The sequence below is a fragment of the Ruegeria sp. CDSC051 genome, from assembly GCF_059610665.1.
This window is the reverse complement of the sequence record NZ_JBXWOC010000004.1, coordinates 343,286-367,914: the sequence shown is the minus strand read 5'-3', so window position 1 is coordinate 367,914 and position 24,629 is coordinate 343,286. Positions and strand designations below refer to the sequence as shown.

Annotated in this window: 25 protein-coding genes; 16 read left to right on the top strand and 9 right to left on the bottom strand. The window is 58.4% G+C overall.

Annotation, left to right across the window (positions count from 1 at the left end; all coding sequences use genetic code 11):
* Nucleotides 1-93: 93 nt before the first annotated feature.
* The 3 genes from AC2FH0_RS12440 to AC2FH0_RS12430 form a co-directional block, all read right to left on the bottom strand.
* A complete protein-coding gene (locus AC2FH0_RS12440) occupies nt 94-891 on the bottom strand; it encodes a S49 family peptidase (RefSeq protein ID WP_142635281.1) in 798 nt (265 codons plus the stop codon).
* A 113-nt stretch (nt 892-1,004) separates the two neighbouring features.
* Nucleotides 1,005-1,766 (bottom strand): ABC transporter permease, encoded by a 762-nt coding sequence (locus tag AC2FH0_RS12435; protein WP_142635283.1) that lies wholly within the window; start codon nt 1,764-1,766, stop codon nt 1,005-1,007.
* Nucleotides 1,763-2,692: an ABC transporter ATP-binding protein gene (locus tag AC2FH0_RS12430; RefSeq protein ID WP_142635285.1), complete on the bottom strand. Its 930-nt coding sequence runs from the start codon at nt 2,690-2,692 to the stop codon at nt 1,763-1,765. Before AC2FH0_RS12430 ends, AC2FH0_RS12435 begins: the two co-directional genes overlap by 4 nt.
* A 154-nt stretch (nt 2,693-2,846) precedes the next feature.
* Between AC2FH0_RS12430 and AC2FH0_RS12425 the strand changes: the two genes are divergently transcribed.
* Entirely contained in the window at nt 2,847-3,941 is a 1,095-nt protein-coding gene (locus AC2FH0_RS12425) for a CaiB/BaiF CoA transferase family protein (RefSeq protein ID WP_142635287.1), read from the top strand.
* Here AC2FH0_RS12425 and hemE read toward each other — a convergent pair.
* Nucleotides 3,938-4,972: a uroporphyrinogen decarboxylase gene (gene hemE / locus AC2FH0_RS12420; RefSeq protein ID WP_496789451.1), complete on the bottom strand. Its 1,035-nt coding sequence runs from the start codon at nt 4,970-4,972 to the stop codon at nt 3,938-3,940. The two genes, AC2FH0_RS12425 and hemE, sit on opposite strands and share 4 nt — an antisense overlap.
* Before the next feature lie 107 nt (nt 4,973-5,079).
* Here hemE and hemC point away from each other — a divergent pair, with 107 nt between their 5' ends.
* Entirely contained in the window at nt 5,080-6,039 is a 960-nt protein-coding gene (gene hemC / locus AC2FH0_RS12415) for a hydroxymethylbilane synthase (RefSeq protein WP_271948580.1), read from the top strand.
* 469 nt (nt 6,040-6,508) lie between these two features.
* Entirely contained in the window at nt 6,509-6,910 is a 402-nt protein-coding gene (locus AC2FH0_RS12410; RefSeq protein WP_142635290.1) for a carboxymuconolactone decarboxylase family protein, read from the top strand.
* A 130-nt stretch (nt 6,911-7,040) separates the two neighbouring features.
* Here the strand turns inward: AC2FH0_RS12410 and AC2FH0_RS12405 are convergent, their stop codons facing one another.
* The 3 genes from AC2FH0_RS12405 to ubiA form a co-directional block, all read right to left on the bottom strand.
* Entirely contained in the window at nt 7,041-7,361 is a 321-nt protein-coding gene (locus AC2FH0_RS12405) for a hypothetical protein (RefSeq protein WP_142635291.1), read from the bottom strand.
* Between the two features lies 1 nt (nt 7,362).
* Nucleotides 7,363-9,261 (bottom strand): OmpA family protein, encoded by a 1,899-nt coding sequence (locus AC2FH0_RS12400; protein ID WP_496789450.1) that lies wholly within the window; start codon nt 9,259-9,261, stop codon nt 7,363-7,365.
* Nucleotides 9,262-9,326: 65 nt separating this feature from the next.
* Complete coding sequence (gene ubiA, locus AC2FH0_RS12395) at nt 9,327-10,289, bottom strand: 4-hydroxybenzoate octaprenyltransferase (protein ID WP_496701006.1); 963 nt, start codon at nt 10,287-10,289, stop codon at nt 9,327-9,329.
* Nucleotides 10,290-10,301: 12 nt separating this feature from the next.
* On the opposite strand from ubiA, the gene AC2FH0_RS12390 reads away from it, so the two are divergent.
* The 11 genes from AC2FH0_RS12390 (at nt 10,302) to AC2FH0_RS12340 (ending at nt 21,034) form a co-directional block, all read left to right on the top strand.
* Nucleotides 10,302-11,027: a 16S rRNA (uracil(1498)-N(3))-methyltransferase gene (locus AC2FH0_RS12390; protein WP_496696533.1), complete on the top strand. Its 726-nt coding sequence runs from the start codon at nt 10,302-10,304 to the stop codon at nt 11,025-11,027.
* On the top strand, nt 11,024-11,872 hold the full coding sequence (locus AC2FH0_RS12385) for a GNAT family N-acetyltransferase (RefSeq protein WP_496789448.1): 849 nt from the start codon (nt 11,024-11,026) through the stop codon (nt 11,870-11,872). The genes AC2FH0_RS12390 and AC2FH0_RS12385 overlap by 4 nt, the downstream gene beginning before the upstream one ends.
* Entirely contained in the window at nt 11,869-12,396 is a 528-nt protein-coding gene (locus AC2FH0_RS12380; protein ID WP_142635298.1) for a hypothetical protein, read from the top strand. The genes AC2FH0_RS12385 and AC2FH0_RS12380 overlap by 4 nt, the downstream gene beginning before the upstream one ends.
* A 65-nt stretch (nt 12,397-12,461) precedes the next feature.
* The gene (locus AC2FH0_RS12375) at nt 12,462-13,832 is read left to right on the top strand and encodes a glutamate--cysteine ligase (RefSeq protein ID WP_281995270.1); all 1,371 of its coding nucleotides are present in this window, start codon (nt 12,462-12,464) and stop codon (nt 13,830-13,832) included.
* Between the two features lie 70 nt (nt 13,833-13,902).
* Nucleotides 13,903-14,976, top strand: a complete 1,074-nt coding sequence (gene pheS / locus AC2FH0_RS12370) for a phenylalanine--tRNA ligase subunit alpha (RefSeq protein WP_281972601.1) — start codon at nt 13,903-13,905, stop codon at nt 14,974-14,976.
* Between the two features lie 78 nt (nt 14,977-15,054).
* A complete protein-coding gene (locus AC2FH0_RS12365) occupies nt 15,055-15,282 on the top strand; it encodes a hypothetical protein (protein WP_496693533.1) in 228 nt (75 codons plus the stop codon).
* 269 nt (nt 15,283-15,551) lie between these two features.
* Complete coding sequence (locus AC2FH0_RS12360) at nt 15,552-16,343, top strand: CE1 family esterase (RefSeq protein WP_496789447.1); 792 nt, start codon at nt 15,552-15,554, stop codon at nt 16,341-16,343.
* A 66-nt stretch (nt 16,344-16,409) separates the two neighbouring features.
* The gene (locus AC2FH0_RS12355) at nt 16,410-16,817 is read left to right on the top strand and encodes a cupin domain-containing protein (protein ID WP_496706139.1); all 408 of its coding nucleotides are present in this window, start codon (nt 16,410-16,412) and stop codon (nt 16,815-16,817) included.
* Nucleotides 16,818-16,902: 85 nt separating this feature from the next.
* Nucleotides 16,903-19,299, top strand: coding sequence for a phenylalanine--tRNA ligase subunit beta (gene pheT, locus AC2FH0_RS12350; RefSeq protein WP_496789445.1), 2,397 nt, complete (start codon nt 16,903-16,905; stop codon nt 19,297-19,299).
* 263 nt (nt 19,300-19,562) lie between these two features.
* Entirely contained in the window at nt 19,563-20,522 is a 960-nt protein-coding gene (locus AC2FH0_RS12345) for a hypothetical protein (protein ID WP_496709235.1), read from the top strand.
* 62 nt (nt 20,523-20,584) lie between these two features.
* Nucleotides 20,585-21,034, top strand: a complete 450-nt coding sequence (locus AC2FH0_RS12340; RefSeq protein ID WP_271948554.1) for a YtoQ family protein — start codon at nt 20,585-20,587, stop codon at nt 21,032-21,034.
* 36 nt (nt 21,035-21,070) lie between these two features.
* Here the strand turns inward: AC2FH0_RS12340 and AC2FH0_RS12335 are convergent, their stop codons facing one another.
* Entirely contained in the window at nt 21,071-21,769 is a 699-nt protein-coding gene (locus AC2FH0_RS12335) for a glutathione S-transferase family protein (protein WP_496691849.1), read from the bottom strand.
* Between the two features lie 135 nt (nt 21,770-21,904).
* Between AC2FH0_RS12335 and mscL the strand changes: the two genes are divergently transcribed.
* Both mscL and AC2FH0_RS12325 read left to right on the top strand, forming a co-directional pair.
* Nucleotides 21,905-22,333, top strand: coding sequence for a large conductance mechanosensitive channel protein MscL (mscL, locus tag AC2FH0_RS12330; protein ID WP_142635318.1), 429 nt, complete (start codon nt 21,905-21,907; stop codon nt 22,331-22,333).
* 98 nt (nt 22,334-22,431) lie between these two features.
* Nucleotides 22,432-23,241 carry a mechanosensitive ion channel family protein gene (locus tag AC2FH0_RS12325; RefSeq protein ID WP_281995264.1) on the top strand — a complete coding sequence of 270 codons (810 nt, stop codon included), beginning with the start codon at nt 22,432-22,434 and terminating at the stop codon, nt 23,239-23,241.
* A gap of 194 nt (nt 23,242-23,435) precedes the next feature.
* On the opposite strand, the gene ald is transcribed toward AC2FH0_RS12325, so the two are convergent.
* Nucleotides 23,436-24,554: an alanine dehydrogenase gene (gene ald / locus AC2FH0_RS12320; RefSeq protein ID WP_496789444.1), complete on the bottom strand. Its 1,119-nt coding sequence runs from the start codon at nt 24,552-24,554 to the stop codon at nt 23,436-23,438.
* Between the last annotated feature and the right edge of the window lie 75 nt (nt 24,555-24,629).

The window sequence follows — 24,629 nt, the reverse complement described above, 5'->3', positions numbered from 1 at the left end:
TGCAGTTTTTTCTGCCCCGGGAACCGCAGTTTGCCGAACATTGCCAGGACGCCCATGGCAATCAAAAAGAGGGTCACGATCTTGATAATCACGCTACAAACCGAAACGTGCGTATGCGGCACGCTCCTCAAGTCCGGCAACCGCGTCCTGTGCCAAGGAGGCGCCGAACCGTGACCAGAATGGCTTGCGCAGCCCGTAACGGCGGAATTTTACTTTATCGCCAAACCGGTCCTGCATTTTGGGTTTGAGATGAGCGATGCCGTCGATCAGGCCAAGTTCATGCGCGCGGCGTGCCAGCCAGACTTCGCCAGTGAACAGATCAGCACCCGTTTCAAGCTTTGCCCCGCGTCGTGCTTTGACATGAGCAGTGAAGTTCTCGTGGATATCGCGTAGCAGGCCTTCAAGCCTTGCGACATCTTCAGGTTTTTCCGGGGCAAAGGGATCCAACATGGATTTCGAATGGCCCGCCGTGTGCACTCGCCGTTCGAAACCCTGCCTCTCAAGGAAAAGATGTGCGCCGAACCCCGAAGAGATCACGCCAATCGAACCCAGTACCGAACTGTCATCGGCGTAAATCTCATCAGCTGCCGCTGCCAACCAATAGCCACCCGAAGCTGCCACATCCTCGACAAATGCGAAGACGGGAACATCCAGTTCTTTCGAAAGACGCTGAATGCGCGCACCGATCAATGAACTTTGGACCGGGGATCCGCCGGGCGAGTTGACCTCAAGCGCGACGGCGGCAGGTTTGCCTTTGCGAAATGCTTTTTCGAGAACCGGTGCCAGAGTTGTGTCAGACATCGACCCGCGCCCGGACATGCCGATTGCACCCGACAAGCGCACGACCGAAACGGTTGGCTGTTTTTTGAGAAACGGCAGGCTGACCTTCATGGGTGCCGATGTAGAGTGCGCCCACGCGGTAAACAAGGGAGCGGCTGACCGTTATCGGTCGCGTGAACGTATTTACTGAAGGTGATGGGCAAAAATGCAACGCCGTCCATTGCCTAACTCCGGATGCGCCAGCCAGTTTTGAAGATCCATCCGATGATGCCCAGACACACGCCGGTAAACGCCAGTATGGCCAAAAGGCTGAACATGATCGGCACATCGGCCAGGCCGTAAAACGACCAGCGAAAGCCCGAGATCAGATAGACGACCGGGTTGAACAGGGTGATGGTCTGCCACAGCGGGGGCAGCATCGAAATCGAATAAAAGGTACCGCCCAGAAAGATCAGCGGTGTCACCACGAGTTGCGGAACCAAAGACATCTGTTCGAAATTGCTGGCCCAGATGCCGATGATGAAGCCCAGCAAGGAAAAGCTGAGGCAGGTCAGGACTAGAAATGTCGCCATGGCAAGCGGGTGTTCAATACGCAAATCCACAAAGAATGCAGAGGTCACAAGGATCACGACACCCACAAACAGCGATTTTGTCGCTGCCGCTCCGACATAGCCGATGACGATCTCGATGAAATTCACCGGCGCCGAAAGAAGCTCATATATCGTTCCCAGAAACTTTGGGAAATAGATCCCGAAAGAGGCGTTCGAGATCGACAGCGTCACAACAGATAACATGACCAGCCCCGGAACGATGAACGCCCCATAGGATACGCCTTCGACCTCTTGTATGCGGCTGCCAATCGCCGTGCCAAAGACAACGAAATACAGCGATGTCGACAGGACCGGAGATATGAAGCTTTGCGCAAGGGTGCGGAAGAACCGGGCCATTTCGAACCGGTAGATGGCAGTAATGGCGGACCAGTTCATGTGGCTTCTCCCGACACCATATTGACAAAGATCTCTTCAAGGCTGGACTGACGCGTCTGTACATCGCGTAAAATCAGCCCGGCCTCGGCCACATCGTTCAACAGGGTGGTGATGCCAGTGCGGTCGGCATTTGTGTCGTAGGTATAAACCAGCGCGTCACCCTTGCCATTCAGTTTGAGATTGTGTGCGGCCAGACTGTCGGGGACGGTTTGAATGGGCTGGGTCAGCATGACTTCGATCTGCTTCTTTCCCATCTGCGCCATCAAAGTGTCTTTGTCCTGAACCAGTAGCAGTTCACCCTTGTCGATGACGCCGACACGGTCGGCAATGGCCTCGGCCTCTTCGATATAGTGGGTGGTTAGAATGATGGTGACACCGGCCTGCTTCAACTCGGCCACGATTTCCCACATGTCTTTGCGCAGTTCGACATCAACACCTGCGGTCGGCTCGTCCAGAAACAGAACACGCGGCTCGTGTGCCAGCGCTTTTGCGATCAGAACCCGACGTTTCATACCGCCCGATAGTTCTTTGATCGCGTTTTTGCGTTTTTCCCACAAAGACAATTTGCGCAGAATTTCTTCGATACGTGCGTTGTTCTGCCCAAGCCCGAACAGCCCGCGCGACAATCGCACAGTGTTCCAGACCTTTTCAAAGGGTTCGAGCGCGATCTCCTGCGGAACCAAACCGATCATCCGGCGTGCTGCGCGAAAATCGGTCTGGATATCGTGGCCGCCGACGGTCACGCTTCCTGAGGTTGGCGTCGTTATTCCACACACGGTCGAAATCAGCGTGGTCTTGCCTGCACCGTTGGGACCCAGAAGAGCCAGGATTTCTCCCTGCTCGATGTCCAGAGACACGCCCTTTAGCGCCTCAAAACCTCCGGCATAGGACTTTCGCAAATCCCTGATGGACAGAATTGTTGTCATGCGCCTCCCCCGTTCTGGCGGCGACACTACCCTGCGAGTTAGCCACAGAACAGGCCCAATTCACACATTTTGCTCAGCTTTCCAATTGGCCTTTCCAGTCCGGGCTTGCATTTTCTGGCTGGCCCCGAAACCCTGCGCGGGCAGGAGGACTGGTATGTTAAGTGGAATTCGGATCATCGAAATCGAGGGCTTGGGCCCCGGTCCCTTTGCCGCCATGCTGTTGGCCGATCTTGGTGCAGATGTGATCACCATCCACCGCAAGGGTCAGGCCGCGACTCCGGGCATGCCCGAACAGTCAGTTCTGGATCGGGGCAAGCGGTCGATCAGCCTGAACCTCAAAGACCCGGCCGATCTGGATGTGGCCCGGCGCCTGATCGCCACGGCTGATGCACTGATCGAAGGGTTTCGACCCGGTGTGATGGAAAAGCTGGGCCTTGGCCCTGATATCTGTCGCGATCTGAACCCAAAGCTGATTTATGGCCGTATGACGGGTTGGGGACAGGACGGCCCCTTGTCCAAGAATGCCGGGCACGATCTGAACTATATCGCACTGTCCGGGGCGCTTTGGTATGCGTCGCAACCGGACCAACCGCCGCAAACCCCGGCCACTTTGGTGGGTGATATCGGTGGCGGTGCCATGTATCTGGTCGCGGGCATTCTGGCCGGATTGCTGAATGCGGCACGCACAGGAAAGGGCACGGTCGTGGACGCCGCTATTTATGACGGCTCGGCCCATATGATGAACCTGCTGATGAGCCTGCGCCAAACCGGAAACCTGTCAGATACGCGCGGACACAGCCTTCTGGACGGTCCCCATTGGAGCCGAACCTATGCCTGCTCTGATGGTGGATTTGTGGCGGTGCAGTGCCTGGAGCCGAAATTTTATGCCGAGTTCCTGCAGATATTGGACCTGTCTGGCGATCCCGAATTTCGGCAGCAATATGATGCTTCCACCTGGCCCGCGCTGACCCGGCGGCTGGCTGAAATCTTTGCTGGCAAACCACGTGATCATTGGGCGGCGCTGTTTGCAGCAAGTGACGCCTGTGTTGCACCGGTGCTCAACCCGTCCGAGGCGCAGAACCATGCCATGAACACAGCACGCCAGACCTGGCTTGCCCCCGACGGTATGCTACAGGCCGCCGCCGCGCCGCGGTTTTCCGAGCGGGAGTGGAAGCCCAGACCCAGCCCGCGCCGCGGAGATCATACACAAGACATACTGACCGAGCTGGACGCCCGACCCAAAGCCTAGCGGTTGCGCACTGCGTCGATCATACGCTGAACGTTGTCGGGATCGGCATCGGGCGTGATGCCATGACCCAGATTGAAGATATGCGGCCCTTTGGAGAATGCATCGACAATCCGCCGGGTCTCGTCCACCAGCGCTTGACCGCCGGTCACCATATGCGACGACGCCAGATTGCCCTGTACGCAACCATCCACCTGGACATGCTCGGCGCCCCATTCCGGCGAGACCGAATTGTCCAACGCGACGCAATCAACCCCCGTGGTTTTGGCGAACCCGATATAGCCATCTCCGGCCTCTCGCGGGAATCCGATCACCGGGATGCCGGGGTGACGTTCCTTGATGGCCTGGGTGATTACGCGGCACGGCTCGACCGCATATTTGCGGAACGCCTCACCCTTCAGCGATCCGGCCCAGCTGTCGAATATCTTGACTACCTCGGCCCCGGCCTCGATCTGGGCTGAAAGATATTCGATCGTGGCCAGCGTGATCCGGTCCAGCAATGCTTCGAACAGCGCAGTATTCCCCTCGCGCAGCGCATGGGCGGGGCCTTGATCCGGGGTGCCGCGTCCGGCGATCATGTAGGTCGCCACTGTCCACGGGGCGCCAGCAAAACCGATCAAGGTTGTCTCGGATGGCAATTCCCGTGACAGGATGCGCACTGTCTCATAGACTGGCGAGAGTGTTTCGTGGATATCCTCGACCGATTTCAGCGCATCAAACTCGGATTGTTGCGTGATAGTCGACAAACGCGGGCCTTCACCGGTGACAAACCAAAGATCCGCACCCAGCGCCTGTGGTACCAGCAGGATATCCGCAAACATGATAGCTGCATCGAACCCATAGCGACGGATCGGCTGCAATGTGACCTCGGCCGCAAGCTCGGGATTGTAGCACAGCGACAGGAAATCCCCGGCCTGCGCGCGCGTTGCACGATATTCTGGCAGATACCGCCCGGCCTGGCGCATCATCCAGATCGGAGGCACATCCTGCACCTGTCCTGCCAATGCCCGCAGCAGTTTCTTTGTTTCGGCCATCTGTGCCCCCAATCGTCTGGTTTGTGGCAACGGGTCTTCCTTCGGCGGCAATTTGTCAAGCTCTGCCCCCATTGTCAGGGCAATGTGACGCGACTAAAGCTGTGTCCATGACATTGACCCTGCCTTCACCCGCCTCACCGCTGAAAATCGGCACCCGTGGTTCGCCCCTGGCGCTGGCGCAAGCCTATGAAACCCGGCAGCGGTTAGGCACAGCCTTTGATCTGCCCGAAGATGCATTCGAAATCGTGGTGATCAAGACCACCGGCGACAATCGCGCGATGATCGACGCCGACCGCCCGCTGAAGGAGATCGGCAACAAAGGCCTGTTCACCAAGGAAATCGAAGAAGCGATGCTGCGAGGTGATATCGACATTGCTGTGCATTCGACCAAGGACATGCCGGTCGAACAGCCCGCGGGTCTTGTGTTGGACACGTTCCTGCCGCGCGAAGATGTGCGCGACGCTTTTATTTCGCCCAGCCTGAATTCTATTCATGACCTGCCCAATGGCGCGGTGGTTGGCACCTCGTCTTTGCGCCGCCGGGCTCAGCTGTTGAACCGGCGCCCTGACCTGAATGTGGTCGAGTTCCGAGGCAACGTGCAAACGCGCCTGAAGAAACTGACCGATGGCGTAGCGGATTGCACGTTTCTGGCGATGGCAGGTATCCGGCGCCTGAATATGGACGACGTTCCCGCAACTGCTATCTCGCCCGAGGATATGCTGCCCGCTATTGCACAAGGTACAATCGGTATCGAACGTCGCAGTGACGATCCCCGTGCTGCAGGGATGTTGGAGGCAATTCATCATAGCGAAACCGGGTATCGACTTTTGGCCGAGCGCGCCTTGCTGGCCGCGCTTGACGGGTCCTGCGAGACTCCGATTGCCGGGCTGGCTGATATCAGTGGTGGCATTCTGCGCCTGCGCGGAGAAGTCCTGCGCCCGGACGGGTCTGATTCTATCGCTGAAGACGCCACTGGCGTGATTGGTGATGGTGCAGAAATGGCGCGCGCAATGGCCGAAAAACTACTGACAAAGGCCGGCCCCGGGTTCTTTGATTGGAAGAATTGAAGAAAAATTTATTTAATGTGAACTAGTTCACTGTCGCGCTTCCAAAGATCAGGCATTAAGGATGCACACCGATTGAGAAATCGGGTTGGTCTCGAAGAAGTCGAAAGTTTTTGTTAGTCTGTCCATTTTTAAGTGGTATTCGAGGGGGCGAGACCAAACCCCGACATTCAGTCAGTAAGGGCCGCTGTCTCATTAAGACGGCGGCCCGTTTACTTTTGGGTGCCTTAAATCGCCGCGACGTCTTGAACCGCTTGCACAATCGCGGCCCGCTGGTGAAGCGATGTCAGTACATATAATTGCCTGGCTTCAAGACTGGATGCGCGGGTCAGTGGAATGATCCTCGTGCCATGGGGCTAGAAAATCCGTCGCATTTTCTTATCCGGCGTAAAGTGCAAGCGTTGATAGTACCTGTAAGAGGCGTAGAGTGCATCAGCGCACCGCTTCATTGTGACGATTACCGGAGACCAAAATGGCCGAGACTTTCGACGAAGATCTGTTCCTCAGAGGGCTGGAGCAACGCAAAAGCACCCTGGGCGCGGAATATGTTGAGAAAAACCTGGCTGCCGCCGACGATTTTACCCGGCCGTTTCAAGAGGCAATGACCGCTTGGTGCTGGGGTTTCGGCTGGGGCGACGATGTGATTGACGCCAAGACCCGGTCAATGATGAACCTGTCCATGATCGGCGCGCTGGGCAAGATGCACGAATGGGAACTCCACTGTCGCGGCGCCATCAGCAACGGCGTCAGCAAAGAAGAAATCCGGGCCATTATTCACGTGATCGGCATCTATTGTGGCGTGCCGCAGGCGCTGGAATGCTTTCGTGTCGCGCGCAAGGTTCTGGACGAGGCAGAGACAACCTCTGAGACATGATCATGAATTGAGCTGTGCCCAAGCTTCATCAAGCTGAGGGGATTTTCGGGCCCGGTTTGGCAGGTGTCTGAAACACACAACGGCGCCCTATATTTGCGGGTGTCGCAAGTTGCCGATTCCTCTGGTTCTCTTAGTCCGCGTTGTTGATCCGGCCGCGTAATTCTTCGGCCTCCTGCCGCGCGGCGCGCAACCCGTCCATGGCAGCGCCCAGTTCCGCCTCGGTCTGGGTGAGCTGATTGGTTAGCTCGGCCTCACGCTGTTGCAGATAGGTGATGGCCTGATCGCGGGTTTCTTCGGCCTCATGCAATTCCTGGCTCATGCGATCCAGATCGGCGACGTCGCTTTGGCGAACACGAGACAGACGATGGGCCAGCCAGTTGGCGAACCACCCCATGCAGAAGGCTGCGAACAGGATGATGGCGGTGGCAATGATGAATTCTATTCTGTTCAACTTACTGATCCTCTGCGCCGGTATCTACGGCGCCTTCTGGCGTCTCTGTCTCGGCCTCCAGCGCCTCAAGCCCGGTCTCGGAATTGGCAATGGGCTCGGGCCGGATCAGGCGGAATTCAATGCGACGGTTTTCTTCTCGGCCTGCCTCGGTATCGTTGTCTGCGATCGGTTGCGTTTCACCATATCCCACGGCCGAGTAGCTTGACGTTGGGATGCGGCGTCCGCGCAACTCATTCAGGATCGACTGAGCCCGCGCCTGGCTGAGTTGCTGGTTCATCTCTTCGCGGCCCTGACTATCTGTATGGCCCTGAATTTCAATCCGGATGGGGCCGCATTCGCGCAGAATCTCGGCGATCTGATTGACGGTATCGCGCGAATCCGCTGCAACCGTGGCCGATCCCGGTTCGAATGCGATTTTGCTGCTGGCCTGAACCTCAGCAAGCTGGTCTTCGCACAGCTCTGGGTCGGGCAGGCTGTCTGCGGGTTTCGGCGGCTCTTGATAGGTGATCGAAAGGGTGAAACCTTTGGCATCCCCCAGCTTTTCCGACAGCAATCCGGCGATACGGGCTTTGGCGTCCGGGTCGTAGCTGACCCCGCTGAGAGAAACGTCGTCAGGGGTAACAGTCAGAGCGCCGTTATGCAGCAGAGACAACGCTTCCAGCCCCGCCAGAACGCGCACCGGCCAGTCTGCGGGTAAGTCGGAGGCGATGCGGGTGGCGGTATAAACCTGTTCCGATCCAAATGCCGCGCGGGCAAAACTGTCGGCCATGTCGCGCGATGTCTCATTGCTCAGACGACCGCGCATTTGGACCAGCCCTTCGGGGCTGCGCGTGGTCGAGAACTCGGGGGGGCCGGTGGAGTCGTCGGTTTCGGGTTCGGGCAGGACGGCGTGCAGGGCGAAAACCTCGGGCAGCGCATTTTCCAGCTCGCCCACCACACGGTCAAAGACCCCAGCCTCTGTTCCCTGCGCCGCCACCAGCGTGATATCCGCATCCGAAATCGTGACCGAACCCTGACCAATCTCGGACAGGGCGCGAATGCTGAGCGTTGCCGCTTCGGGCCAACGGGGTGAGGGCACGCCCAAACCGATTGTACAGCTAAACGGGCCGGCAAGGCCTGCCTCTTTGGCAGCAGCGACGATGGCATCCCGCGCTTTTTCATTCTGGGCCGAGCAGGCATCGAACTGGCCGCCGTTGGCATCAATCAGGTAGCGCAGTGTAAAGGGGGTGATTACGGGGCGCGGAGCCGAGATCGACAACCCGATTCGCAAACTGGGAGGTGCTGCGCGGGTCAGGCTCTGTTCCAGTCGTTCTTTTTCCCGCAGGCTGTCTGCAATGGCGGTGATTTTCACCAAACCGGGGCTGGCCGATATTTTGGCGCGCGGCAGGCGGGTCAACGCTTCGAGCGCATAGTTCAACGCGTCGTCCCAGCCTTCGGGTATAGGGTAATCCGCCGTTTCCATCAGGTCCGAAACGGTGTCGCCGTCCATCCGGCGCAACCTTTCGATCAGCTCGCTGCGGTCTTGGCTTGCGGGTATCAGACCAATAATCGAAATACCGCTGTCGTTTCGCAAAATTTCAGCGGAAAAGCGCGGTGCTGCCAGTTGCCGGGTGGGGGCGACCTGCATGTCATCAATAACGCGTGAGGTATCAACCTCGGTCCCGGCTGCGGTCAGCGCATTGAACCGCGTTGCTTCGTCAATGGCTGTGCCGGTCAGGACAACGCGCAGGCCATCGGATTCGACTTCGGCCCAGTCATGCCCTTTTAGGTCAAGCGCACGCCGCACGGCGAGTTCCGACGCTTCTTCGACTTTGGTTACCGCATATCCTGCGGCCACGAGCGAAAGGCTGGCCGAAACGAGGAATATCAGGGAGGCAGCTAGGAAATAGGGCAGGCGCATGTGCGGGCAGACGACTCCTGAAGTTATTGAGCAGGACTCTTACAGAGGCCCGCGCCGAGGTGCAATCAGAGCAGCACAGCAATGCAAAGGAAGATCAGCGGAATAAGGCCGGTGTCACGATTGGCGCGGAAAAGTTGCAGTAATTTGGCGTTGTCTTCAGTGTCCAGCCCACGCAGTTGCCACGTCATGTGCCATCCCATCGCCCAAGGTCCGGCAAGTGCCACGAACATGGCTGTAATCGGCTCCTGCCCTGTCATGGCGTCGATAATGGCCAGCGCCATTAGGGATACAGTGGCGACCAGGAAATACTTTAACCAATGCGCAGTATTTGTCCCGAACAGGCGGGCGGTGGATTTGATACCGATCAGCTCGTCATCCTCGGCGTCCTGATGCGCATAGATCGTGTCGTAGAACAGCGTCCAGGCGATGCCGGCCAGGTACAGAGTGATAGCCGGGCCGCCGACCGTTCCAGTATGCGCGGCCCAGGTCAGCAGGATGCCCCAGTTGAAGGCCAGTCCTAGAAATACCTGTGGCCACCAGGTGAACCTTTTGGCGAAGGGGTAGACAGCGACGGGCAACAGGGACAGCACGCCCATGGCGATGGCGGCCTGGTTGAAGCTCAGCAGAACCAACAATGCCAGCAGGCATTGCAGCACCATCCAGATCGCGGCCTGCCGAACACTGACCTGCCCAGAAGGGATCGGGCGCGACCGGGTCCGTTCCACCTTTGCATCAAAGTCGCGGTCCGAAATGTCATTCCATGTGCAGCCCGCGCCGCGCATCAAAAAGGCACCGATGGCACAACCGATGGCGATCCAGAGGTCCTCCCACCGCGGGGTGCCGTCGCTGAGGATGGCCAGCGCCAGCCCCCACCAGCAGGGGATCAGCAGCAGCCATGTGCCGATAGGCCGATCAGCCCGGCTCAGCCGCAGGTAAGGGCGCGAGAATTCCGGCGCATAGGTGTCGACCCAGTTGCCGCTGACCGCATCAGCGACCTGACCGTCTGGTGTTGGCGCATTGCCTTGCATATGTAAGGTCTCATGAGTGCAAAGATCAGACTGTATGTAGAGCACCCTTTGGGTCCGGGGCAATCGGTAGAATTGACGCGCGAGCAGGCACATTACCTGTTCGGTGTCATGCGCCTGGCTGTGGGGGGGCAGGTTGCCTTGTTTAACGGACAGGACGGAGAATGGCAGGCCGAAGTGGCCGAAGCGGGAAAGCGTGGCGGTGTACTGACCTGTGTCGAACAGACCAAACCGCTGCAACGGCCACCTGACCTGTGGTTCCTGTTCGCCCCGATCAAAAAGGCACGCACCGATTTCATCGTTGAAAAGGCGGCGGAAATGGGTGCGGCGCGGATCATGCCGGTGCAGACAGAATTCACCAATTCCGAACGTATCCGTCAGGACCGCTTGCAGGCCCACGCGGTAGAGGCCGCCGAGCAATGCGGCGGTACCTTTGTGCCCGAGGTCGCCGATCTGCAGCGGCTGGACCGAGTTCTGGATAGCTGGCCCGAGGGGCGTCAACTGATGTTCTGTAACGAGGCCGAGGTCGGCTCGGCCCTGCGCCTGGCGGCGAATGAAAAGGGGTTGCCATGGGCGATCCTTATCGGACCCGAGGGCGGCTTTTCCCAACGTGAACGCGCCCGGCTGACCGCCTTACCCTATGCCCATGTCGTCAGTCTTGGCCCGCGTATCCTGCGCGCGGATACAGCAGCCGTTGCGGCTCTGACCATGTGGCAGCAGGCGTTGGGGGACTGGTCATGATTTGGCGTCTCGCGCAGGAGGCGGATGTACCGAAGATCGACCAGTTTCTAATGCGCCACATTCAGACGTCGATGTTCCCCTTGGCCAATCTGCGTGATTTTGGATTGCGGGGCACGGACCGACGTGCCGTTAATATCTGGGTGTTGGGCGATGACCCCCGGGCTGTTTTCTCCATCACGAATGAGGGCATGGTTTTACCGCAATGTCCCGATTGCACAGATGAAGAACTGGCCGCTGCGATTGATCTGATCCGGGGGCGTGCCTTGTTTGGAATGGCGGCTGAGGCAACACAGGCCCGCCGGATCATGCGTCTTGCGGGGTGGGAAGATCGGCCGGCAACGCTGAACAGCGATGAACCGGGTTTCACGCTGGATTTGGAACAACTTGCTATTCCGGATGCTACAAGCGCAAAATTGGTGCCTTTGGGTGCGTTTGATCGTGAAATCGTCGTAAGGTGGCGGTCTGACTACCTGATCGAAGCAATGGAATTCAATTCGTCACGAGCGCAAAAACAGGCTGGCTTGGATTACGACGCCTATATCGAACGCGATTCTCATCGTGTGTTGCTGGTCGACGATCGGCCTGTCGCCATGACTGGTTTTAACGCGCGCTTGCAAGAAGTCGTGCAGATTGGTGGGGTCTTTACACCTCGTGAAATGCGCGGCCGTGGATATGCGCGTCTGGCCGTCGCGCTGCATCTGGAGGAGGCGCGCCGTACGGGTGCGAAACGCGCGGTTTTGTTTGCGGCTTCCGATTCCGCTGCGCGTGCTTATATCGGTATCGGTTTTCAATCCGCGGGGCAGTACTCGCTCATCCTGTTCATAAACCCAGAGGATACCGCATGAGTTTCATCCGACCCGAAGCGAAACTGGCCCTGTGGCGCTGGCGCGAAGTGCTGGTTGCCGGTGTCATTCTGTTGGTTGGCCTCAGCTGGATCAGCGGCCCGGGTGGGTTGCTGGGCTGGTTGGGCTGGGTTTTGGTGGCGGTGTCGCTTGCACTGGCCGTGATCGGGGTTCAGCGCGCCAGGTTTCGCACCGGCGTCGGTGGCCCCGGAGTTGTGACCATCGACGAAGGCCAGATATCCTATTTTGGCCCGCTGGACGGTGGCATGGTAGCGACGCGGGAAATCGAACGGTTGGCGTTGGACCCATCCTCGAATCCGGCGCATTGGGTGTTGGAACAGCCTGGCCAGCCGACACTTCACATTCCTGTGAATGCCGAAGGGGCCGAAGCGCTGTTTGACGTGTTCTCGGCGCTGCCGGGGTTGAAAACAGAACACATGTTGTCGGAATTGAACGGTGGGGCCGTACATCCCGTAGTAATTTGGGAGCGTCAGCCGATGCGCCCTGCGCATATGCGGTTGCATTGACACCGCTGTCGTTTGCGACCACGACTGACCAACAAGACAGACACATCAGGATCGGAGCACGGTTCATGTCCATCCCCCAGTCCGGCGGCGGACCGATCGAACGCCACGAGCAACTTGCCGAATATTTGGAAGCGGGCTGCAAGCCCAAAGCCGATTGGCGCATCGGAACCGAACATGAAAAGTTCGGCTATTGTAAAGACTCACTGAAACCGCTGCCATTCGAAGGCACGCGGTCGATTGTGGCGGTGCTTGAAGGGCTGCGTGACAGGCACGGCTGGGCCGAGGTGCGCGAGGCCGGGCATCTGATCGGTCTGGAAAAAGACGGCGCCAATGTCAGCCTTGAACCGGGCGGCGCGCTGGAATTGTCGGGTGCTCCGCTGGAAACCATCCACGAGACCTGCGACGAGGTGAACACCCACCTGCGCGAGGTTAAGGATATCGCTGATGAAATCGGCGTGGGCTTTATCGGTCTGGGCGCGGCCCCGATCTGGACCCATGAGCAGATGCCTCTGATGCCCAAAGGCCGTTATCGGCTGATGAACGATTACATGGAGAAAGTCGGCTCGATGGGTCGTGCCATGATGCGGCGCACCTGCACGGTTCAGGTCAATATCGACTTTGGGTCCGAGGCCGACATGGTGCAGAAACTGCGCGTCGCGCTGGCTTTGCAGCCGGTGGCGACCGCGCTGTTTGCCAATTCACCCTTCTTTGAGGGCAAGCCCAACGGCCAGAAAAGCTGGCGCAGCCATATCTGGCGGCACCTGGACGATGCGCGCACCGGCATGCTGCCCTTCGTGTTCGAAGAGGGCTTTGGGTTCGAGCGCTACGTGCAATACGCGTTGGATGTGCCGATGTACTTTGTCTATCGCGATGGCCAGTATATCAACGCGCTGGGCATGTCCTTCCGTGACTTTCTGCAGGGCAAACTGCCCGCGCTGCCGGGTGAAACACCTACCCTGTCTGATTGGGCCGATCACCTGACCACCGCCTTCCCCGAGGCGCGGATCAAGAAATTCATGGAGATGCGCGGCGCGGATGGTGGCCCGTGGCGGCGTCTGTGCGCGCTGCCTGCCTTCTGGGTTGGCCTGACCTATGATCAGGGCGCGCTGGATGCGGCCTGGGATCTGGTCAAGGGCTGGGATGCCGAAACGCGCGAGGAACTGCGCGTTCAGGCGGCCGTCAATGGCCTGCAGGCGCAGGTTGGCGACATCAACATGCATGATCTTGCCCGCGAAGTGGTTGCGATCTCGGAAAGTGGTCTCAAGGCCCGGGCCTATCCCGGCGCAGGTGGTCTGGTTCCCGATGAGACACATTTCCTGAACGCGCTGAAGGAGAGTCTCGATACCGGCAAGGTTCCGGCGGATGAGTTGCTGGAACACTACAATGGCGACTGGAACGGCGACCTGACCCGAATTTATCCCGAATACAGCTATTGACCCACCGCGTCCCGCTTGCATTCGCGGGGCGGGGCCGATAGCAGGTTGGCGACCAAATTCAGAGGGCGTCATGGACGATCTTAAGGCAAAATATCTGGGGCAAATCGCCGAGGCGGGCGATGAGAACGCGCTTGAGGCGATCCGCGTCGCCGCCGTGGGCAAAAAGGGCGAGGTCGCGCTGAAGATGCGCGAGCTGGGCAAGATGACCCCCGAGGAACGTCAGGTCGCTGGCCCCGCGCTGAACGCCCTGAAGGATGAGATCAACTCGGCCCTGGCCGCCAAGAAAGCCGGTCTTGCCGATGCCGCGCTGGACGAACGTCTACGCACCGAATGGCTGGACGTTACCCTGCCGACGCGCGCGCGCCGCCAAGGCTCGATCCACCCGGTCAGCCAGGCGACCGAGGAACTGACTGCGATCTTTGCCGAACTGGGTTTCTCGGTGGCTGAAGGGCCGCGGATCGAGACCGACTGGCACAATTTCGACGCCCTGAACATCCCCGGCCACCACCCCGCGCGCGCCGAGATGGACACGTTCTATATGCACCGTGCCGAGGGCGACGAGCGCCCGCCGCATGTGCTGCGCACCCATACTTCGCCGGTCCAGATCCGCTCGATGGAGCTGCAGGGCGCGCCGATCCGCATCATTTGCCCGGGCGGCGTCTACCGCGCCGACTATGACCAGACCCACACGCCGATGTTCCATCAGGTCGAAGGTCTGGCCATCGACAAGGACATCTCGATGGCGAACCTGAAATGGGTTCTGGAAGAATTCGTGAAGGCGTTTTTCGAGGTCGACGATGTCGAACTGCGTTTCCGCGCCTCGCACTTCCCCTTCACCGAACCGTCGGCCGAGGTCGATATCCGTTGTTCCTGGGATAACGGCCAGCTGAAGATCGGCGAGGGCGACGACTGGATGGAGATTCTGGGCTCGGGCATGGTCCACCCCAAGGTGATCGCCGCCGGTGGAATTGATCCCGAGGTCTATCAGGGCTTTGCGTTCGGGATTGGGATCGACCGTCTGGCGATGCTGAAATACGGTATTCCGGATTTGCGGGCGTTCTTTGATAGCGATCTTCGGTGGCTGCGCCACTACGGCTTTGCGGCGCTGGATATGCCGAACCTGCATGGTGGTTTGAGCCGGTAGGTGTATCCACTAGGCGTATATCTGGCTCGATACATCGAATGGTGGCGCCGCCGTGTAGCCAATGCTCCCTTTTTGTGGATGGTTGGAATAATTGTTGCGGGAAACTTTCTTCAATATTTGGCTATCCGTTTCTTCGGATCGGTTTTTGCGTGGGCATTACCAATTGTAGGGCTTGCTCTACTGCCCGGCCTTTGGGCGTCTTTTTCGATTTTTTCAAATAAAATGAACCAAATGAAAGAGGCGCAAAGGCAAAAAGATATGGGTAAAAAACTCATTGATGAATACGCAAAACAAAAATCGAAGTAGTCTCCTCTGTCTAGTTCAGGCTTTGAATTGCAAAAAACTGGTGCGGAGCAAAGGCCGATAGGCCGCCGCGCCATCGCCAGACCGCCCGCACGGGCTGGCGATTTGTCTCAGCTAGCGCAACGCTCGAACAGCGCACGGATTTTGCTAAGATAAACTTCCCTCCACAGCCCAAGGATCGCCACCCCACGGTCTGGCGATAGCGCGGCTTGTTTCAGCCTCCCACGGGGTTGTGACGTGACTTCGTGCGCTGGCCGGGTAGGCTCCGAGTTATGTTCCGGATTCTGACCTGCCTGTTTTTCCTGATCCCGCTCCAAGCTGTAGCAAATGGCTGCCACGGCGACACAGCCTGCCCGCTGGGCGACCGTTCCTATCATGTGCTTGAACCCGATGGCTGGGACGGCGAAACCCTTCTGCCGGTATTGCTGCACTTCCATGGTTGGGCGCGGCAGGGGGATGTGGTGGTCAACCACGAAAGGATCGCAGGGGCCACCAAACTGCGCGGCGTGCTGCTGGTGGCCCCGAACGGGCGCGGCAAAAGCTGGGATTTCTGGACGTCCGACACTGATGACGTCCCCTTTGCCGATCGGGTGCTAGAGGATGTGGCGACGCGCTATCCGATCGACCCGGATCGCATCTATGTCTCGGGCTATTCCTATGGCGGTGCGATGGCGTGGCGCTTTGTCTGTCAATCCGGCGATGATATTGCGGCCCTGCTGGCGGTGGCTGGTAGCATTCGCCAGACCGAGGATTGCTCGCAAGCCCCGCGCCAGGTGCGCCATGTGCATGGGTTGGACGACACGGTGATGGATTTTCCCTTGGGTCCGGGCGGGGACACGACCTATCCGGTGGCGTTGTGGAAGGCGAAGTTCGATTGCAACGGTGCAACCCCGCGTGGCGATTGGAGCGTGAAGCCTTTCCTGACCCTCAGCCGTCTGGAATGGACCGATTGCGCGCAGGGGCAGGTTACGTTGGACACGCATCCGGGCGGGCATTTCATCCCTCATGGCTGGATCGGCTGGCAGTTGGATGAGCTGGCCGGACGAGCGCCGGTCTATCCCTGACCCGTTTGACAGCCCCCTACATCCGGGGTCATCTGCGCAGGCCATCTGACCAAGGAGCCTTGCCCGATGAAACCCCTGCTGGTGACCGCCGCGATCCTGGCCGCAACCTCTGCCCTGGCGCGTGATGCCTATCCGCCTGTTGATGTGTTGCTGCAAACGGACAAATCCGTGATCGGAGAGGCGCTGGAATACCCGGACGGCACGCCGCAGATCACCATGGCCATCATTACCATGCAGCCGGGTCAAGTGACCGGTAGTCACCGACATAATGCTCCGCTGGTGGCCTATGTGCTGGAAGGGGAAATCACTGTCGATTACGGCGCGGCGGGGACAAAGACCTACAAAGCCGGTGATGCCTTTGTCGAAGCGTTCCGATCCCCGCATGTGGGGGCGAATACTGGCGAAAGCATCGCGCGGATTTTGGCGGTGTTTGCCGGATCGGATAGCGTCGCCAACACAGTTGCCGAACAGTAGGTGATCATGTGGCACACGGCCTCTTTCCCCTTGTCTGAATATCCGTTACACGCGGGCTGACCCAAGATTATGCGGAATACGACCGATGAAATTCACCCTTTCCTGGCTCAAGGATCACCTGGACACTGACGCGTCGGTCGATGAGATCGCCGAAACGCTGACCGATCTGGGGCTCGAAGTCGAAGAGATCGTCAATCCGGCGGACCGACTGGCGGGCTTTACGCTGGGAAAAGTGACCCATGCCGAACAGCACCCTGATGCCGACAAGCTGCGGGTCTGTACGGTTGCGACGGATGAGGGTGATCTGCAGATCATCTGCGGCGCGCCCAATGCGCGCGAAGGTATCACTGTCGTGGTCTGCAAACCGGGCATGTATATTCCGGGCCTGGACATCACCATCAGCGTCGGCAAGATCCGCGGTGTCGAAAGCTTTGGCATGATGGCCTCGGAGCGCGAGCTGGAGCTGTCGGAAGAGCATGACGGCATCATCGAGCTGCCCTCGGGTGAGGTCGGCGATCAGTTCGTTGACTGGCTGGCCGAGAATGATCCCGCAAAGGTCGATCCGATGATCGAGATTGCGATCACCCCGAACCGTCCCGATGCGCTGGGCGTCGCCGGGATCGCGCGCGATCTGGCGGCACGCGGGGTCGGCACGCTGAAAGAGCGCGACTATGTGCCGGTGCCGGGCGATTTCGTCAGCCCGATCAAGGTGACGATTGATGATGACACGCTGGACGGAGCACCTCATTTCACCGGGCGTCTGATCAAGGGTGTCAAGAACGGCCCCAGCCCGCAGTGGCTGCAGGATCAGTTGAAGGCGATCGGCCTGCGTCCGATCTCGGCCTTGGTGGATATCACCAACTATATGACCTTCGACCAGAACCGTCCGCTGCATGTCTTTGATGCGGACAAGGTTCAGGGCAACCTGCGCGTACATAGGGCCAAGGGCGGCGAAAAGCTGGTGGCGCTGGACGAAAAGGAATACACGCTGCAACCCGGCATGATGGTGATTTCGGACGACAACGGCCCGGAATCCATTGCAGGGATCATGGGCGGCGAAGAAACCGGCTGTACCGAGGGTACCGTGAACGTCTTCCTCGAAAGCGCGTTTTGGGATCATGTGCAAATTGCACTGACAGGCCGGGCGTTGAAAATCAACTCGGATGCGCGCTACCGGTTCGAACGGGGTGTTGATCCGGAATATACGCTGGAAGGGCTGGAACAAGCGACGCAGATGATCCTGGATATCTGCGGTGGCGAGGTCTCTAAAGTGGTTGAGGCGGGCAAAGCGCCGAACCATGCGCGATCCTACAAGTTGGACTCGGCCCGGGTGCAATCGCTGGTCGGGATGGTCATTCCCGAAAGCGAGCAGCGCCAGACCCTGACCCGTCTGGGTTTCCGCCTTGAAGGTGAGATGGCCCATGTCCCCAGCTGGCGCCCCGATGTCATGGGCGAGGCTGATCTGGTGGAAGAGGTCGCACGGATTGCGTCCCTGACCAAGCTGCAAGGCAAGCCGCTGCCGCGTGTGACCGATGGTATTCCGAAACCGGTTATGACGGCCACGCAGCGCCGCCAATCGATGGCGCGTCGCACCTGTGCCGCCTTGGGTTATAACGAATGCGTCAGCTATACCTTCATTGATCAGGCCGCCGCTGCGCTGTTTGGCGGTGGCGATGAGGCGACGCAGTTGGAAAACCCGATTTCGTCCGAGATGAGCCATATGCGCCCCGATCTGTTGCCCGGTCTGCTGCAAGCTGCCGCCCGCAATCAGGCGCGCGGCTATGCGGATGTGGCGCTGTTTGAAGTTGGCCCAGTTTTTCACGACGGCGAGCCAGGCGATCAGAAAATCCAGATTACCGGCCTGCTGGTCGGTCGCGACGGCCCCAAGGATGTGCATAGCGCCACACGCCCGGCGGATGTGTTCGACGCCAAGGCAGATGCCGAGGCCGTTTTGGCCGCCATCGGCGCACCCGCCAAGGTTCAGATCCTACGCGAGGGCGACGCCTGGTGGCATCCGGGTCGGCACGGCAAAATTTGTCTGGGTCCGAAAAAGGTACTGGGCGTTTTCGGCGAGTTGCATCCGCGTGTGTTGCAGGCGATGGACATCAAGGGCCCGGCGGTGGCTTTCACTATCTGGCCGGATGAGGTGCCTCTGCCGCGTAAATCCGGGGCGACCCGCGCGGCGCTGGAACTGCGCGATCTGCAGGCGGTCGAGCGTGACTTTGCCTTTGTCGTCGATGAAGGCGTCGAGGCACTGACGCTGGTGAATGCCGCTGCCGGGGCCGACAAGGCGCTGATCGAAGATGTGCGCGTCTTTGATGAATTCATTGGCGGCAGCCTGGGTGAGGGCAAGAAATCTCTGGCCATCACCGTTCGGCTGCAGCCGACAGATGCGACGCTGAAGGAAAAAGATATCGAAGCGGTGGCTGAAAAGATCATCGCCAAGGTGTCCAAGGCAACAGGCGGCGTTTTGCGCGGCTAACGCCATAGTAATCCAAATGCAAAGCGCGCCCTTCGGCGCGCTTTTCTCGTTTCTCAGACGCCAGTGTTGCCGTGCTGCAACGTCCCTGCGTCCTGAAAATCCAGGGGTTGAGTGGAATCACCCCCTGGCCGTAAGCCCAGCCCCCTGATGCAATTACAATCCGGAGTCGGCCCAATGCCAGATCCCAGCCTCGCAAAAGCAATGCCCAAACCCTGATTGCCCGCCAACTGACCGGCGGGCCTTTTTCCCGTTGGAGAGTTGTCATGAAACGCCAAGACATCTCGATGATCCGGCAGATTCTGCCGGAAGAGATGCCATTCTACTATTATACCGACCGGCAAAGCCCCTGGTTGCTGTGCCAGTCGATGGAGGCCGAAATGTCGGTTTCGGATCTAAAGCAATCGGGGCTGTCCCGTTTGCTGGCGCGTCCTTTGCTGAAACCCATGATCGCGCGGTGCGGCGGGGTTTTGCGGCGGCACGATGTGCTGGCCGTGGCCCATGCGGATCGCGCCGTGCGTCTGAAGGGGCTAAGCCCTGCGGCGTTCCATGGTTTAGAAGCGGTCTATCAGTCCGAATGGCTGGATTTCTGCCTGAGCTTTGAGCGCTGGTCTGGTGAACAAACCACGCGCAAGGCGCATAATCTTGTGGTGCAGTTGGGCTTCCCGACCGAGCATGCCGAGCTGTTGTGGAAATTCGAACAGCGCGCGGCGGTAGGTGCGTTCCAAAGCTGTTGGCACCCGGTACGCACGCATGGCCGTCCGACTCTGGCCTGGTGCCGCTTGGATATAGATTTAACAAGTGGCTATTGTCTGATTGAAGAAATTCAGTCCGACTGGTTGCGCTTTGTCGGCCATGCCCGGCGTCGACTGCAATGCCGGGCGCCCCGGTCGCGTGAGTTGCGTTTGACGCGTGAATACGAGCAGGCGCTGCAGCAGAAATACGCGAAAATATGGGCCGAGGTCATGATGTTGGCAGTGTTGGTGCTGCTGCGCGACGAATTCGCCATTCGCGAAGTCTGGATGCACCAGCCAGAACCGGGCGCGCAGCTGAAAGGGATCACCTGGGGGCGGTTGCCGCCGCGGTCGATCTATACCCGTTTACCCCGCAGTTTCGGGTTCGAGCCAACATCCGAGATGCCGGGGTTTCTGGGAAGCAAGCAGCGCAGCGCGGCCCGTAGGGCAGTTCCCAACGGGCAGCCGGTGTTTTGGAGGCTAGCTTTCTGAGCCCCCCTTGGGTCAGGTCCATTTTGTCTTTAGGGTCGCCAATAAAATCAAAGGAGAAATCAATGGGCCTGAACGTCTACCTGTCCGGAGAGATACACACCGACTGGCGCGAGCAGATCATTGACGGGGCGAAAGGGTTGGACATTTCGTTCAACAGCCCTGTCACGGTTCACGAAGCTAGCGACGATTGCGGCGTTGCAATTTTGGGGTCCGAGCCAAACAAGTATTGGCATGACCACAAGGGTGCGATGGTCAATGCGATCCGAACCCGCAAGGGCATTTCAGACGCGGATGTCGTGGTCGTCCGCTTTGGCGATCAATACAAGCAATGGAACGCAGCCTTTGACGCGGGATATGCGGCGGCTTTGGGCAAGTCGATCATCGTAGTGCACGGGCCAGATCATCAGCACGCGTTGAAAGAGGTGGATGCAGCCGCCCTGGCTGTTGCTGAACATCCCTCGCAGGTGGTGGATGTGTTGCGGTATGTTCTGACGGGCAAGCTTCCAAGTTAAATGGATGGGGTGAGGTATTGCCTCACCCCACACGTGTTAACCTGGGGAAGGAATCTGCAGCCCGCGCTGAACGGCGGGACGCGCAAGAAACCGATCAAGATAAGGTTGGAGATTTGCGTACTCATCCCAGCCAACAATGTCTCGGGCACCATAAAAATCCAACCCGCGCAGCCAGGGGACGATTGCAATGTCGGCGATCGAGTAATCCCCGGAGATCCATTCCTGGCCATCAAGTTGATTGTTCACGACATTCAAAAGCCGCTTTGCCTCGTTGAGATAACGCTCACGGGGGCGCGGATCTTCGATCTCTTTCCCGGCGAATTTGTGGAAAAAGCCAAGTTGCCCAAGCATGGGACCAATTCCACCCATCTGGAACATGAGCCATTGGGTAATGCGATGTCTGTCGCTTTGTGTCTGGCCCATGAATTTCCCTGACTTCTCGGCCAGATACAACAGGATCGCACCGCTTTCAAACAGGCCCAGGGGATGTCCATCAGGACCGTTCGGGTCAATGATTGCAGGGATTTTGTTGTTTGGGTTCAGCGACAGGAACTCGGAGCTTTTGACATCCGCATCCGCAAGCGTGACCAGATGCGCCTCGTAGGGCAGGCCGGTTTCCTCAAGCATGATCGAGGCTTTGACGCCATTAGGCGTCGGATAAGAATAGAGCTGAATGACCGAAGGGTCTTTGGCGGGCCATTTGTCTGTAATGGAATAAGACGCAAAATGTGTCATAGGGTCTCCTGAATAAGCCGATTGGGGAAAAATAGTCACGATTTCCCATAAAAACATACATTTTATAGTGCAATTAGCGCACAGTTGCCGTGCGTTTAGGCGCATAAAAAATGACAACAGGGAAAGAGGGAAGTTATGTTCCAGGAGTTCAAGACATTCATTGCCAAAGGCAATGTTATGGATATGGCGGTGGGTATCATCATTGGAGCCGCATTTACCGCAATTGTTACGTCGCTTGTTGGCGATCTGATCAATCCATTGATTGGTCTGTTCACGGGTGGGGTTGATTTCACCAACAACTACTCCGTTCTGGCCGGTGATGTCGCCGAAGGGGCGAGCTTGGAAGCGGCGCGGGAAACCGGTGCTTCTGTTTTTGCATATGGTGCGTTCATCATGGCGATCATCAACTTTCTGATCATCGCCTGGGTGGTTTTTATGCTGGTCAAGATGGTGAACCGGGTGAAAGAGGCGGCAGAAGAGGAAGCACCGGCGGAAGAAGAAGCGCCAGCCGGGCCAAGCGAGCTGGACATCCTGATGGAAATCCGCGACGCACTGAAAAAGTGACTCCTGCAGTTACGGCAGAAGAGGAGCCCACCAGATAGGTGGGATTCAATTAACGATCTGAAAGCAGAAGGAAACCCGAATTGGAGCAGACGATGGAAATGGCAAATCAAGCCATGGATATGGCAAACGGCTATGTGCCAATCTTGATGAGTGCGGGCAAGGCTCTGATTGTTCTGATATTGGGCTGGATTGCGGCAGGAATGATCGCTGGGGTTGTTCGCCGCCGTATCAACAAAACGCCCCATATTGATCCGACGCTGGGCAATTTTGCCGCCAGCATGATCAAATGGGCCATTCTGGCCATGGTAATTGTGGCTGTTCTGGGCATCTTCGGGATCGAAGCAACCAGTATCGTTGCCATTTTGGGCGCTGCTTCGCTGGCCATAGGCCTGGCGCTGCAGGGTACACTTAGTGATCTGGCGGCAGGCGTGATGTTGGTTGTCTTCCGGCCGTATAAGCTTGGTCAATATGTCGACATCGGCGGAACAGCCGGAACTGTCAAAGATCTGAATCTGTTCACGACCGAACTCGTGACCCCCGACAATGTGCAGATCATTGTACCCAATGGCCAGGCTTGGGGGTCAGTTATCACCAACTACTCGGCACACGAGACGCGTCGTGTAGATTTGGTGTTTGGTATCGACTATGGCGATAGCGCGGATGAGGCGATGAAAATCATTCTGGACCTCGCAATGGCTGACGGGCGCATCCACGGCGATCCCGAGCCCTGGGTGCGGGTCACAAATCTGGGGGACAGCTCGGTCGATCTGACGGCGCGCTTGTGGTGTGCCGCTGTCGATTATTGGGATGTCAAATTTGAAATGACCAAAGCAGTCAAAGAAGCGTTTGATGCAAAAGGCGTTTCGATTCCATACCCGCATTCGGTCGAGATCCAGAAACAGGGATGATGCTCCCGCCCGTCGCTCGGGCATTGAAATACCCTCCTCCGGTTGGGCCCGGCGCCGCGCTAATCGCGCGGCGTCGTTGTTTTTGGTGCCCCGTTCAACGCTGTAAACAGGTCACGCCGCTTCGAAAAGGCGGCGCTATGCCCAACGCTGCAAACGCCCTCGGTTGAGGGCGCTTCAGGGGCTGGAGGCTTTCGTCAGGATTTGATGACGACGTTGGGGGATACCACGTCAATCCCAAGCGCTTTGCCAACCGCATAATAGGTGAGTTGGCCGGCGTGAACGTTCAAGCCAGCCAGCAGGTGCGGATCATCCTGACAGGCCTGTTTCCATCCTTTATCCGCCAGCGCCAGCATGAACGGCATTGTGGCGTTGCCCAGTGCTATTGTTGACGTTCTTGCAACCGCGCCGGGCATGTTGGCCACGCAGTAATGCATGACGCCGTCAACTTCATAGATCGGGTCCGCATGGGTTGTGGCCCTTGAGGTTTCAAAACAGCCGCCCTGGTCGATGGCAACATCCACCAGAACCGCGCCGGGCTTCATGGTGGACAGCTGCGCGCGCGTCACCAGTTTCGGTGCTGCCGCACCCGGGATCAGCACAGCGCCAATCACCATGTCGGCGGTCTGGATCAGCTCCGCGGTCGCACCTGCAGTTGAATACTGGTTCTTGAACTGACCGCCGAACACGTCGTCCAGATAACGCAACCGGGGCAGGGACCGGTCCAGTACCGTCACATCCGCGCCCATACCTGCGGCGATCTTGGCGGCATGGGTGCCGACGACGCCTCCACCGATAACCACAACTTTTGCTGGACCAACGCCGGGGACGCCACCCATCAGAACTCCGCGGCCGCCATTGGCCTTTTGCAGCGTCCAAGATCCGACCTGTGGTGCCAGACGGCCCGCAACCTCGGACATGGGTGCAAGCAGGGGCAGACCTCCATTTGCATCGGTCACTGTCTCATAGGCGATAGCCGTACAGCCCGATTCCAGCAGGTCATTGGTCTGATCCGGATCCGGGGCCAGATGCAGGTAGGTGAACAAAAGCTGCCCTTCACGCAGCATCTTGCGTTCGCCCGCCTGGGGTTCTTTGACTTTGACAATCATATCTGCGGTGGCAAAAACTTCTTCTGCACTGTCCACGATGCGGGCACCTGCGGCGACGTAATCATCGTTATCAAACCCGGCGCCAATGCCAGCTCCGTTTTCGATTATCACGTCATGGCCACGAGACACCGCCTCTTGTGCGGCGTTGGGCGTCATGCCGACACGGAATTCCTGCGGCTTGATTTCTTTGGGGCAACCGATTTTCATTAGGTCTCTCCGTTCCTAAACTGCCTAAATAATGGGCGGTTTCGGGTGCAATTTCTGTGAAACTCTGCCCGCATT

Excerpts from the sequence above, each read along its gene's own strand:
- hemE (WP_496789451.1), bottom strand. The coding sequence starts at position 4,972 with ATGGCCGAAACAAAGAAACTGCTGCGGGCATTGGCAGGACAGGTGCAG.
- pheT (WP_496789445.1), top strand. The coding sequence starts at position 16,903 with ATGAAATTCACCCTTTCCTGGCTCAAGGATCACCTGGACACTGACGCG.
- AC2FH0_RS12430 (WP_142635285.1), bottom strand. The coding sequence starts at position 2,692 with ATGACAACAATTCTGTCCATCAGGGATTTGCGAAAGTCCTATGCCGGA.
- AC2FH0_RS12355 (WP_496706139.1), top strand. The coding sequence starts at position 16,410 with ATGAAACCCCTGCTGGTGACCGCCGCGATCCTGGCCGCAACCTCTGCC.
- AC2FH0_RS12345 (WP_496709235.1), top strand. The coding sequence starts at position 19,563 with ATGAAACGCCAAGACATCTCGATGATCCGGCAGATTCTGCCGGAAGAG.
- AC2FH0_RS12375 (WP_281995270.1), top strand. The coding sequence starts at position 12,462 with ATGTCCATCCCCCAGTCCGGCGGCGGACCGATCGAACGCCACGAGCAA.
- mscL (WP_142635318.1), top strand. The coding sequence starts at position 21,905 with ATGTTCCAGGAGTTCAAGACATTCATTGCCAAAGGCAATGTTATGGAT.
- AC2FH0_RS12340 (WP_271948554.1), top strand. The coding sequence starts at position 20,585 with ATGGGCCTGAACGTCTACCTGTCCGGAGAGATACACACCGACTGGCGC.
- AC2FH0_RS12335 (WP_496691849.1), bottom strand. The coding sequence starts at position 21,769 with ATGACACATTTTGCGTCTTATTCCATTACAGACAAATGGCCCGCCAAA.
- AC2FH0_RS12440 (WP_142635281.1), bottom strand. The coding sequence starts at position 891 with ATGAAGGTCAGCCTGCCGTTTCTCAAAAAACAGCCAACCGTTTCGGTC.
- AC2FH0_RS12385 (WP_496789448.1), top strand. The coding sequence starts at position 11,024 with ATGATTTGGCGTCTCGCGCAGGAGGCGGATGTACCGAAGATCGACCAG.
- AC2FH0_RS12390 (WP_496696533.1), top strand. The coding sequence starts at position 10,302 with ATGAGTGCAAAGATCAGACTGTATGTAGAGCACCCTTTGGGTCCGGGG.
- AC2FH0_RS12365 (WP_496693533.1), top strand. The coding sequence starts at position 15,055 with ATGGTTGGAATAATTGTTGCGGGAAACTTTCTTCAATATTTGGCTATC.
- AC2FH0_RS12425 (WP_142635287.1), top strand. The coding sequence starts at position 2,847 with ATGTTAAGTGGAATTCGGATCATCGAAATCGAGGGCTTGGGCCCCGGT.
- AC2FH0_RS12410 (WP_142635290.1), top strand. The coding sequence starts at position 6,509 with ATGGCCGAGACTTTCGACGAAGATCTGTTCCTCAGAGGGCTGGAGCAA.
- AC2FH0_RS12400 (WP_496789450.1), bottom strand. The coding sequence starts at position 9,261 with ATGCGCCTGCCCTATTTCCTAGCTGCCTCCCTGATATTCCTCGTTTCG.
- ald (WP_496789444.1), bottom strand. The coding sequence starts at position 24,554 with ATGAAAATCGGTTGCCCCAAAGAAATCAAGCCGCAGGAATTCCGTGTC.
- AC2FH0_RS12380 (WP_142635298.1), top strand. The coding sequence starts at position 11,869 with ATGAGTTTCATCCGACCCGAAGCGAAACTGGCCCTGTGGCGCTGGCGC.
- ubiA (WP_496701006.1), bottom strand. The coding sequence starts at position 10,289 with ATGCAAGGCAATGCGCCAACACCAGACGGTCAGGTCGCTGATGCGGTC.
- AC2FH0_RS12435 (WP_142635283.1), bottom strand. The coding sequence starts at position 1,766 with ATGAACTGGTCCGCCATTACTGCCATCTACCGGTTCGAAATGGCCCGG.
- hemC (WP_271948580.1), top strand. The coding sequence starts at position 5,080 with ATGACATTGACCCTGCCTTCACCCGCCTCACCGCTGAAAATCGGCACC.
- AC2FH0_RS12325 (WP_281995264.1), top strand. The coding sequence starts at position 22,432 with ATGGCAAATCAAGCCATGGATATGGCAAACGGCTATGTGCCAATCTTG.
- pheS (WP_281972601.1), top strand. The coding sequence starts at position 13,903 with ATGGACGATCTTAAGGCAAAATATCTGGGGCAAATCGCCGAGGCGGGC.
- AC2FH0_RS12360 (WP_496789447.1), top strand. The coding sequence starts at position 15,552 with ATGTTCCGGATTCTGACCTGCCTGTTTTTCCTGATCCCGCTCCAAGCT.